This is a genomic window from Clostridium sp. AM58-1XD (assembly GCF_003464085.1).
Lineage (GTDB): Bacteria > Bacillota > Clostridia > Lachnospirales > Lachnospiraceae > Lachnoclostridium_A.
The window spans coordinates 158,503-167,902 of the sequence record NZ_QSDR01000006.1 but is presented as its reverse complement, the minus strand read 5'-3'; the positions used below and the strand labels follow the sequence as shown (position 1 = coordinate 167,902).

Annotated in this window: 14 protein-coding genes; 10 read left to right on the top strand and 4 right to left on the bottom strand. The window is 39.6% G+C overall.

Going from position 1 to position 9,400, the window contains the following annotated elements; genetic code table 11:
- Positions 1–398: 398 nt before the first annotated feature.
- Positions 399–953, bottom strand: coding sequence for a helix-turn-helix transcriptional regulator (locus DXA13_RS05430; RefSeq protein ID WP_118242268.1), 555 nt, complete (start codon positions 951–953; stop codon positions 399–401).
- Between the two features lie 344 nt (positions 954–1,297).
- On the opposite strand from DXA13_RS05430, the gene DXA13_RS05425 reads away from it, so the two are divergent.
- The 7 genes from DXA13_RS05425 to DXA13_RS05395 all read left to right on the top strand — a co-directional run bounded on the left by DXA13_RS05425 (position 1,298) and on the right by DXA13_RS05395 (position 6,252).
- Positions 1,298–1,486: a hypothetical protein gene (locus DXA13_RS05425; protein WP_054353940.1), complete on the top strand. Its 189-nt coding sequence runs from the start codon at positions 1,298–1,300 to the stop codon at positions 1,484–1,486.
- Between the two features lie 16 nt (positions 1,487–1,502).
- A complete protein-coding gene (locus DXA13_RS05420; RefSeq protein ID WP_118242267.1) occupies positions 1,503–2,588 on the top strand; it encodes a site-specific integrase in 1,086 nt (361 codons plus the stop codon).
- Entirely contained in the window at positions 2,585–2,953 is a 369-nt protein-coding gene (locus DXA13_RS05415; RefSeq protein ID WP_118242266.1) for a hypothetical protein, read from the top strand. Before DXA13_RS05420 ends, DXA13_RS05415 begins: the two co-directional genes overlap by 4 nt.
- Positions 2,954–3,067: 114 nt before the next feature.
- Complete coding sequence (locus tag DXA13_RS05410; RefSeq protein ID WP_118242265.1) at positions 3,068–4,042, top strand: AAA family ATPase; 975 nt, start codon at positions 3,068–3,070, stop codon at positions 4,040–4,042.
- A 120-nt stretch (positions 4,043–4,162) separates the two neighbouring features.
- A complete protein-coding gene (locus tag DXA13_RS05405) occupies positions 4,163–4,366 on the top strand; it encodes a hypothetical protein (RefSeq protein ID WP_002590767.1) in 204 nt (67 codons plus the stop codon).
- 282 nt (positions 4,367–4,648) lie between these two features.
- Positions 4,649–5,938, top strand: a complete 1,290-nt coding sequence (locus tag DXA13_RS05400) for a MobA/MobL family protein (RefSeq protein WP_347559714.1) — start codon at positions 4,649–4,651, stop codon at positions 5,936–5,938.
- Positions 5,939–5,940: 2 nt separating this feature from the next.
- Positions 5,941–6,252: a hypothetical protein gene (locus DXA13_RS05395; RefSeq protein ID WP_118242264.1), complete on the top strand. Its 312-nt coding sequence runs from the start codon at positions 5,941–5,943 to the stop codon at positions 6,250–6,252.
- Positions 6,253–6,297: 45 nt separating this feature from the next.
- On the opposite strand, the gene DXA13_RS05390 is transcribed toward DXA13_RS05395, so the two are convergent.
- The gene (locus tag DXA13_RS05390; RefSeq protein WP_118242263.1) at positions 6,298–6,588 is read right to left on the bottom strand and encodes a DUF6809 family protein; all 291 of its coding nucleotides are present in this window, start codon (positions 6,586–6,588) and stop codon (positions 6,298–6,300) included.
- A gap of 113 nt (positions 6,589–6,701) precedes the next feature.
- Between DXA13_RS05390 and DXA13_RS05385 the strand changes: the two genes are divergently transcribed.
- The 3 genes from DXA13_RS05385 (at position 6,702) to DXA13_RS05375 (ending at position 8,007) form a co-directional block, all read left to right on the top strand.
- Positions 6,702–6,932, top strand: coding sequence for a helix-turn-helix transcriptional regulator (locus DXA13_RS05385; protein WP_118242262.1), 231 nt, complete (start codon positions 6,702–6,704; stop codon positions 6,930–6,932).
- A 111-nt stretch (positions 6,933–7,043) separates the two neighbouring features.
- On the top strand, positions 7,044–7,274 hold the full coding sequence (locus DXA13_RS05380; protein WP_118242261.1) for a helix-turn-helix transcriptional regulator: 231 nt from the start codon (positions 7,044–7,046) through the stop codon (positions 7,272–7,274).
- A gap of 262 nt (positions 7,275–7,536) precedes the next feature.
- Complete coding sequence (locus tag DXA13_RS05375; RefSeq protein ID WP_118242260.1) at positions 7,537–8,007, top strand: hypothetical protein; 471 nt, start codon at positions 7,537–7,539, stop codon at positions 8,005–8,007.
- Positions 8,008–8,343: 336 nt separating this feature from the next.
- Here the strand turns inward: DXA13_RS05375 and DXA13_RS05370 are convergent, their stop codons facing one another.
- Positions 8,344–9,108: a nucleoside phosphorylase gene (locus DXA13_RS05370; RefSeq protein ID WP_118242259.1), complete on the bottom strand. Its 765-nt coding sequence runs from the start codon at positions 9,106–9,108 to the stop codon at positions 8,344–8,346.
- A gap of 11 nt (positions 9,109–9,119) precedes the next feature.
- Positions 9,120–9,305 (bottom strand): hypothetical protein, encoded by a 186-nt coding sequence (locus tag DXA13_RS05365; RefSeq protein WP_118242258.1) that lies wholly within the window; start codon positions 9,303–9,305, stop codon positions 9,120–9,122.
- Between the last annotated feature and the right edge of the window lie 95 nt (positions 9,306–9,400).

Genomic DNA, 9,400 nt, shown 5'->3' with positions numbered 1-9,400 from the left:
AAATATGAATCTTGTCCACTAAAATTATAATTGTCATCTTTATCGGGAAATCGCTGAAAAAACAACAATTGTCATCTTTATCGGGAAATCGCTGAAAAAACAACAATGGGATATGTGTTATTTTTTTTTGCCCAATCAAAGAATAGTAAATCATTGGATTCATCGGATAATTTTAGTTCAGAGTTAAAACAAATTTGAGTGTAGTCTTTATTATCCTTAAAACTTTTAAAGAAAGGTACTTTAGGTTCGTATTTTTTTTGGATTAGAATACACCCAATATAGGTAGACCAAATCCATATACAGTATTTAAAGTCAGACCCAAATATGCGTAATCCCAAAAGTAAGTGTTTTATAATTTTGATTTTCATTTTTTGTACAGGGTACTTTCTAAAATATTTTTAGGAATTGTGCCATTTTTTCTTTGGCTCAAACTTCCCACAATCATCACAAGTATTTGGCCAGTTCAATTTCCACTCTAAATATTCCTTTCTGGTAATCTCCCCAGCTTTCAACTCATTTTTCCTAACCAACCATTCCCGCATAAAATCGTCCACAATGCCATATTTAAACCACAATCCCACAGGCGGGTGAGCGGGCCAGTCATCACTGTCATTATAGCGCACAGAGGTATCATCCGAAGCGTTACACTTCCCCGGGTTCCTTACAAGCTGAAAAAGGTTGATTGCGCCCGGATTATCTTCATCCAGCCAGAAGAAGGTCTGCATAATATCTTTCGCAGAGCCGGAAACCTCACTAATGAAATTCAACGGATTTACGTCTAAAACTTTCGCTATCTGCAACAATGTATCTTTCTTAGGCACTCGATAATTTGTTTCATATTGGGCTATCCGGTTATCGGCTCCTTTTTCATCAAAGCCTATTCCAACACCTAACTCTTTTTGTGTCATGCCTCGGAAGTTACGGATAAACTTGATTTTTTCGCCTACTGTCATCTTCTATTCACCGCCTTTTCCCTTATTATAATGGATAATCTGAAAATAGTAAATAGAAATATTAACATTTTTGCGAAATAAATACTTGACATTAACATATAAGCGAATGTATAATACAGATATAACATTAACAACAATGTTAATGAAAATAAATGAGCTGTATCATCTGCCAACAGACTTCCGCCAAGACCCCGTAAGGGCGAGCGAAGAAAGACACTCCTGTAAATGGTGGGATTCTCGAAAAGGAGCAATCCCATAGCCGCATGAGCGGTTGAGGTCAGTTGAAACACTGGCAACAGGCGATACAAACGGAAGCCGCAAATCAAAAGGAAGGAGATTTATTATTGAACAACACTTTATTTGTAACAGCCGGGGAAATTGCAGAAGAATTAGGCATTTCAAAACCATTTGCCTACAAACTGGTACGACAGATGAATGAAGAATTAGAAGCAAAAGGTTTTCTTACTATCGCAGGAAGGGTAAGCCGGAAGTATTACGAAGAAAAGTTTTATGGAATAACAAAAGCGGATTAAGAAAGGAAGTGGCAACATGGCAGCCTATAAAGACGAGAAGCGGGGAACGTGGTTCGTGTCGTTCCATTATAATGACTGGACTGGAAAGAATTGCAGGAAGGTCAAGAGAGGCTTTAAAACAAGGCGTGAGGCGGTGGAATGGGAGCAGCACTTTCTGATGAAAGAAGGTTCTGATTTAGATATGACGTTTTCTGAATTTGTGGCCGCTTACACCAGAGATATGCAGCCGAAGTTAAAACACAACACATGGCTCACGAAAGAACATATCGTTCGTACCAAATTACTTCCCTATTTTAAGGATAAGAAAATGCGGGATATTAAGCCAAAAGATATTATCCAGTGGCAGAATAAGCAGATTTCCTATCGTGATGAAAAAGGGAAGCCTTATGCACCTACATATTTAAAAACGCTGCAATCAGAGTTAAGCGCCCTATTCAACCATGCGGTACGGTTTTATGAACTGAAAAGTAATCCAGTGACAAAGGCCGGCCCGCTGGGTAAAGGCAGGGCAGAAGAAATGTTATTCTGGACAAAAGAAGAATACTTAAAATTTGCCGAAGCTGTCAAAGAGAAACCTTATTCTTATTATGCGTTCCAGATATTGTACTGGTGCGGATTGAGATTGGGCGAACTGCTGGCTTTAACGCCGCAGGATATTGATTTTGATAACAAGGTTATCAGAATCACAAAATCTTATCAGCGGTTACAGGGAGAGGACATTATAACAGACCCCAAAACACCAAAAAGTAAACGGGTAATCAGTATGCCGGATTTCTTATGTGAGGAATTGCAGGATTATATCAGCAGATTATACGGTGTCCTCCCCACAGACAGAATCTTTCATATGACAAAAAGTTTCCTGCACCATGAAATGAGCCGGGGAGCCAGCCTAGCGGGTGTAAAACGGATAAGAGTGCATGATTTACGTCATTCCCATGTATCGCTACTTATCAGTATGGGCTTTTCGGCGGTATCAATCGGGAACAGGGTAGGCCATGAAAGCGTGGATATAACTTACCGATATGCACATATGTTTCCGACCGAGCAAAGCCAAATGGCTATGAAACTTGACGAAGAATTTAAGGAGGGAACAGAAAAATGAGTGGAACACATAAATATCCTACTATCAGCTTCCGCATTTCGCCCAGAGCGCGACAGGAAATAGAAGCCAAGATATTCGCCAGCGGTATGAAAAAGAAAGATTATTTTATCCGCTCCTGCATTTACAACAGGGTTTGCGTAGTAGGCAAAAAAGAAACGGTGTACCAGATTGTTGAGAAGTTACAGGACATGGAAAAACATTTGACTGAATTGGCAGAAGATTTTACAGAGAATAAGGCAGAACTTACGGTGCAGGAATTAGAGGAAACAAAAGAAAGTTATCTTGATTTATTAAAAGCAATTTTATGGATGTTAGACGGGGCGAAATATCTCTGGCAGGGTAAAGAAAATACCCCGGAGGATTAAACCGGAGCATTTTCGTGATGACAAAAGCCGAAGCCTTTGTACCATATCTCGCAAATATAGTGTACCAAAGGCTCCGGCGAATTTCAACGAAAATCGCACAGGAAGGAGCAGGAAATGGAACAGGTGCAGGAGCAGCAGGAAGTAAAACTTATCAGTATGGATATGATTCAGAGCCAGCAGGTGGAGTGGCTCTGGTATCCGTACATTCCTTTTGGAAAAATAACAATCGTACAGGGTGATCCGGGTGAAGGAAAAACGACATTCGCTTTAAATCTGGCGGCACGTATTTCTAAAGGCGAACGGTTCGGACAGGAGAACACAACAGGCGTTCCTTTATCTGTCATTTATCAGACCGCAGAGGACGGCTTATCTGATACGGTTAAGCCCCGGCTTGAAGAAGCGAAGGCAGATTGCAGCCGGATTCTTGTCATTGATGACCGAGAAAAATCTTTAACTATGGATGATGACCGGCTGGAAAAAGCTATCAATGCTACTGGGGCAAGGCTGCTTATCTTAGACCCTATTCAAGCCTATTTAGGCGGCGGTGTAGATATGAACCGGGCCAATGAAGCAAGAGATATGACAAAGAAATTAAGCCAGCTTGCAGAGCGTACAGGGTGCGCCGTACTTCTTATCGGTCACATGAATAAGGCAAGCGGTGTCAAAGCCGCTTACCGTGGAATCGGCTCCATAGATTTTTTTGCGGTGGCAAGGAGCGTGTTACTGGTGGCGCGAGTGGCGGGGCAGGAAAATATCCGGGTATTGGCGCAGATAAAAAGTAATCTGGCCGAAGAAGGACAGCCCATAGCATTTGAACGGCGTAAAGATGAATTTCGTTATATGGGAGCCTATGATATTACAATAGATGAATTATTGGGTGGCTATTGTAAGATAAATAAAATACAACAGGCGAAGCAGCTTATTAAGGGATTGTATGGAAAAAATGTGTTGATTTCCAGTGCGGATATGGAGCAGAAAGCGGAAGCAATCGGCGTTTCTAAAAGAACACTGGACATGGCTAAAAAGGAACTGAATATCAAATCAAAACGACAGGGAAGTGGCTGGTACTGGGATTTAGATAAATCATAAAATTCAAGAACGCAACAATGTAAGTCTTTCGTAATTGCAAGGTTAGGTCTGCAAACATAACAGTGCAATTTATAAAGAAATACAATGTTGCGTTCTTACTTTCGGAAGGAGGGTAACGAGGTGATTAGACAGCCGGAAAAAGGAAGCAGAAATGTAAATGATATATTTTATGCGGCAGAGAAAAGAAAAATAGATTTGCTTAACCAAGTGCTAGGGGAAGCGGAACTAACCGCACAGGAAGAAAATACGTTAATATGGCTTGCCGGGTGGGAGGATAGTACGGTTAGACATATCATATCAGCATTCGAGAAAGCAAAACGATAGTCTTTTAGAAGCCCTCGGCGTTTGAGAGCGAAATACACCCGTCGCACAAACCTACGGTTTATGCTCTGGGTATATTTCGCCCTTGCAGGGGGCTTTTGCCCGGTTACGGGCTGGGTTCGTAAACGGACACCTTATGGTGTCCACTCACGGAAAGGAGCGTCATCTATCGCAAGAAATTCATTTATTCAAATATCCAAGCTGCATGATGTACGGGGAAGGATAGATTACATATCCAGCCATGCCAGACAGGAAAATTTGTACGCTACCTATCAGACAGCAGACATGGAATTTTGGAAGAATCTTGCAAAAGAAAATCAGCAGGAGTTTATAAAAAGCGGAACAGAGGGAAAATGTATTGAGGCAAGAGAATTGATTATTGCCCTACCCGAAAATTACACTAAATATGATCCACAGCAGGTACTTGAAACATTTACGGAAGCGTTTAAGTACAGATACCATATTGAATGTGTATCTGCCTTACATCACAATAAGCGAAAGACCAATTATCACATTCACTTAATTTTCAGTGAGCGGCAGCTATTGCCGGAACCGGACATTAAAATTGCTTCCCGCAATATGTTTTATGATGAACAGGGCAAACACGTGAGAACAAAAAAAGAGATTTTAGATACAGAAGAAAAAGTACGAAAGGGTTGTAAAATTGTTCCAAAGGGTTCTGTTTATGAAAGCCGGATGTTTACGAATAAAAATCAGTATTTTAAAAGCGATGAATTTCTGGCGGAGGAAAAGAAAAACTTTACGGAATTGATAAACCAATACATAGATAATCCGAAGGAGCGTTTACAGGTATTTGACCGGAACAGTGTTTATCTTCCCACTAAAAAAATTGGTAAACATAATCCCAAAGCGGCAGAAATTGAGAAGGATAATCAGACAAGGCAGGAATGGAATTATGTGGTGGATGAAGCGTTTATAGCGGGAGTGGAGGAAAAAGAAATACGGAAGGTCAAGAAGCAGGAAATTACTACACGGGTTTCTAAATCTATCGCTGATAATGGCAGAAAGCCGGGGCTGTTCCATATTCTCGTAGAACAGGCAACAAAGCATTTAAAAACAGTTATAGAAAAATGGAGATTGCCGCCGAAGCCGGTTTTAAAAGTTGATTTGATTGAATTTCGTAAAATGCAGGACACAAAGGAAAAGCTGGAAAAACAAATTGTTGCAATCCGTAATCTGGAACAATATGAAATCCCACAGTTAAAAGAAGAACTGGAAGAAGTCAAAGGTTTGTTCAAAGGAAAGGAACGGAAATCTTTAGAGAGTAGAATTGCTAATGCACAGGAACAATTATATTCTATGAAAACATATCTGAATACTATCATAAACAACAGCGGATATAAGTCCGTACAGGGATTCATGCGGGTATATAAAAAGGCAGAGGAAGAAGTATTAGCCTATCAAAAAGCTATGGAGCAGTACCGCACCCGTGGCGGCCAGAAACCGCCGGAGGAAGAAAGTATTCGGGAACAGTTAAGGCGATTGGCAGAGGAAGCAAAAAGAAATGAGATTAGCAGAAAAACTACATTTAAAAAAGAGAAGGGAGCAAGGTGACTATGACAGAAATGGAAAAGCAAGTCATGTTCCGAATGGCGGTTAAGTTAGTGGAATATGGAATTATTGAACAGGACAAAGAAGCTGAAAATCTGGTGCAGTGGTTTCTGTTAAGCAGCCGGATAAAAGAAAATAATGCTGAAATCCGGGAACTGATGAAAAACTATAAGGAAACGGAACTTCCAGCCAGAGAAGGCGTGAAGGAAGCGTTAAAACGTAATCAAGAAATTTGCAGACGTAGAGATGAGTTATATCATCAGCAGAACGATTTAAAGGGAACCGTATACAAACTGGAACAAGAATTGAGCCGGTAGGAAATAAGGGCAGCCCCGGAGCGTTGGCGGTTGCCTTATAACAACTTATGAGTGTTCTTCTTCATCCAAAGGAGCGGAGTAAACTTCTGTCATCATTCGGACGCCAATACGAAAGCCGTCAATGAAATTCTGTTCTAATTCAAGCGGTAACAGGTCAAGGTGGGAATCTATTAATTCGTCAAATTCGTCCTTTAATTCATCTGGCAGTTTTTCGATAAATACGGAATAGGATTTAAAGGCTTTATCCCGATTTGTCTTAAAATCTTCGATTGTGGTCTGAAATTTTGAATAGGGATATAATTCACCCTTATAAAGTTGCTCTAACATTTTTTCCATTTTGGAACCTCCTTGTACGATTGTTTCTATCTAGTGACAAGTTTAGCACAGTTTTTGACTATACTCAATATAAAAGTTTCTAATTAGTCACAAAAGTTTGGGAGGATATAGTCATGCAGTGGATTTTACGGGATATTCCGCTGGGAAGAAATATTCAGACGGTGCGAATGGAAAAGGATATGACGCAAAAAGAGGTAATTGAAAAGCTGGAATTAATGGGAGGGCTTATGTCAAGAAGTACGCTGGCAAATATAGAAGCAGGCCGGAGGAATATTAAAGCAAGTGATTTAAAGGCGTTGAAGATATTATTTGATGTGGATTATGTGGAATTTTTCAAAGATTGAATATCGGATTTTAAGTGACACATGATTGTTTCTATCTGGTGACATGATTACAATATTTATTGACTATACTCAAACCAAGTTACTAATTGGTCACAAGGTTGGAGGTATAGTATGCAGTGGATATTGCAGGACATCCCACTAGGTAGAAACATTCAGACTGTGCGAATGTCAAAGAATATGACACAAATAGAAGTGGTGGAGCAATTACAACTAATGGGCAGCATGATGTCACGAAGCACATTGGCAAATATTGAAGCTGGGAGAAGGAATATCAAGGCCAGTGACTTGAAAGCATTACAAGTATTGTTTAACGTGGAATATGGCGAATTTTTTAAGGATTGAGAAAAATCTCTCTTTTTAAAGACTATATTTGAATACTTTTTTGATTGCCAGCATATAATTTTAATGGAAAGCACTATTGACTTTCTACTTTGTACTTGCTAGAATGTAAGTACAAAGAAAGTTTACCACTGACCGATATGTGGTATATAAATGGTCGGGTTGAAAGTTTACCGCTGACCAATATGCGGAATATAAGTGGTTGGGTCGAAAGTATAGTCCTTCGCCGTAAGGCGGGGGACTTTTTCAATGCAGAGGAAAACATATGAAGAAAACGGGATTTTATATAATAAAGGATAGCTTTTTTGAGGATATGTCAGACCCGTATCTTAAAGGTAATAAAGAGGGGAATAGACCACACTATTACTGCTTTGAAGACATGAATACGGCAATATATTGGGTTATACCGTTGTCCAGTCGTATTGACAAATACAAAAAAATTATGAAGAAGAAAGAGAAAGCAGGTAAGCCTTGTGATATTCTTCATATTGTGAAACTGGATGACAGTCATGAAAGTGCATTTCTGATACAAGATATGTTTCCGGTTATAGACGAATATATAGAACGAGAATACACGATTGCAGGAAATCATTTGATGTTGACCAGTGAGCATACTGCCAGAACGATTGAGCAAAAAGCAAGGAAAGTAATGGGGATGTTAAAACGCGGAGTTAAATTTACGCCGACACAGCCGGATGTTATGGCCATATTGGAGAAATTACAGCAGAGAATATAATTTGCTTGGATATAGGATTACATGGCGCTAGCGCCATGTTAAATATAGCACTCAAGTCATGATACTCCGTGATACCCGTATGATACCTGTTTCTCCCAAAACGATATATAAGCGGTATAATTTGAATAAAACAGGCACGAAAAGCCTTGAAAAAACACCATATAATTAACAAATAAGTTAATACATTGGGGAGTTTGAGTAACGGACAGAACCCCGGAAATGCTGATAAAATGGGCGTTTCCGGGGTTGTTTTATGTCATTTGGCTCTACTTTGGCTCTATTTATTTGATGAATACTGGATTTGGGGCGGGTATCATGATACCTGCCTTACCTGTTTTACATGGCAAGTCCACATTCAAATGCAAGTACCATATATTTTTCAGCATTGGTAAGTCCATATAACGCTAGATCTCTGATTTCCCATGTGTCGGAATTAAGATGATCTGCCCCATACAGAAATTGGATAAAGGGAATTTGTCTGTATTTTGCTACTGCCAACATGGAAGCACACTCCATTTCGACTACAAGACAGCCCTCTTGTCTGCGTTCTTGAATGGTGGGAATAGTTTCTCTGTATATACCGTCGGAAGTCCATGTTTTTCCTTTTACATACGAATAACCGCAGTTTGTCAAGACGCTTTCTAGTATTTGAACAGAGTGGGGGTCTGTTTCGATTTCCGGCGAAGGCGGCAGATAATGATAGCTTGTACCCTCATCACGGACGGCAGAAACAGGGATAATAATATTGTCTTTTACCTTATCATCATCTAATACACCACAGGAGCCGAACAGAACAAATTTTTCTGCACCCATAGCAACAACTTCCTCAAATCCTACAACGCAGGCAGGCGCACCTACTCTGGACAGATAAAATGCAATATCGGTGTCTTTATAGTGAATTTTATAAATAGGCATGATACCATTTGCAGTATACAACTCCGCTATCTTCTCTGTATTACTTAACGAAGAAAACTTTTGAATGATATTTTCTGAAAACGTGGAAACACATATCTTCGGAAAATTTTCAATCTTTTTCGTTGTGTCGGACGGGCTGAATAAAGCCGGTTCTGAAAGCTCTGTTTTCTGAAAGATTGTTTTCAAGTTTTTACACCTCATTTTTGCTTATTTTCTGGATATTTTTTAACAGGGATACCAGTTGTACCTTTTTTGACAACTTTGTTGGTATCATTGAAATGCTGTTTCATCTGTTCGCAAGTCTCGTTCATCTGCAAATGAAATAAAAAGTCTATTTTAATCTGGACAAAAGGGCGAGTTTCAAGCACTTGGACAATAGACATTAAAAACCCCCACAGGCAGCAAATATAACGGCATTTGCGGTTGATTTTTTATTCGGTTATTATATACCGTGATTACAAAAAATGCAAATTATTCA

Excerpts from the sequence above, each read along its gene's own strand:
- DXA13_RS05395 (WP_118242264.1), top strand. The coding sequence starts at position 5,941 with ATGACAGAAATGGAAAAGCAAGTCATGTTCCGAATGGCGGTTAAGTTA.
- DXA13_RS05375 (WP_118242260.1), top strand. The coding sequence starts at position 7,537 with ATGAAGAAAACGGGATTTTATATAATAAAGGATAGCTTTTTTGAGGAT.
- DXA13_RS05390 (WP_118242263.1), bottom strand. The coding sequence starts at position 6,588 with ATGGAAAAAATGTTAGAGCAACTTTATAAGGGTGAATTATATCCCTAT.
- DXA13_RS05365 (WP_118242258.1), bottom strand. The coding sequence starts at position 9,305 with ATGTCTATTGTCCAAGTGCTTGAAACTCGCCCTTTTGTCCAGATTAAA.
- DXA13_RS05385 (WP_118242262.1), top strand. The coding sequence starts at position 6,702 with ATGCAGTGGATTTTACGGGATATTCCGCTGGGAAGAAATATTCAGACG.
- DXA13_RS05415 (WP_118242266.1), top strand. The coding sequence starts at position 2,585 with ATGAGTGGAACACATAAATATCCTACTATCAGCTTCCGCATTTCGCCC.
- DXA13_RS05400 (WP_347559714.1), top strand. The coding sequence starts at position 4,649 with ATGGAATTTTGGAAGAATCTTGCAAAAGAAAATCAGCAGGAGTTTATA.
- DXA13_RS05420 (WP_118242267.1), top strand. The coding sequence starts at position 1,503 with ATGGCAGCCTATAAAGACGAGAAGCGGGGAACGTGGTTCGTGTCGTTC.
- DXA13_RS05430 (WP_118242268.1), bottom strand. The coding sequence starts at position 953 with ATGACAGTAGGCGAAAAAATCAAGTTTATCCGTAACTTCCGAGGCATG.
- DXA13_RS05380 (WP_118242261.1), top strand. The coding sequence starts at position 7,044 with ATGCAGTGGATATTGCAGGACATCCCACTAGGTAGAAACATTCAGACT.
- DXA13_RS05410 (WP_118242265.1), top strand. The coding sequence starts at position 3,068 with ATGGAACAGGTGCAGGAGCAGCAGGAAGTAAAACTTATCAGTATGGAT.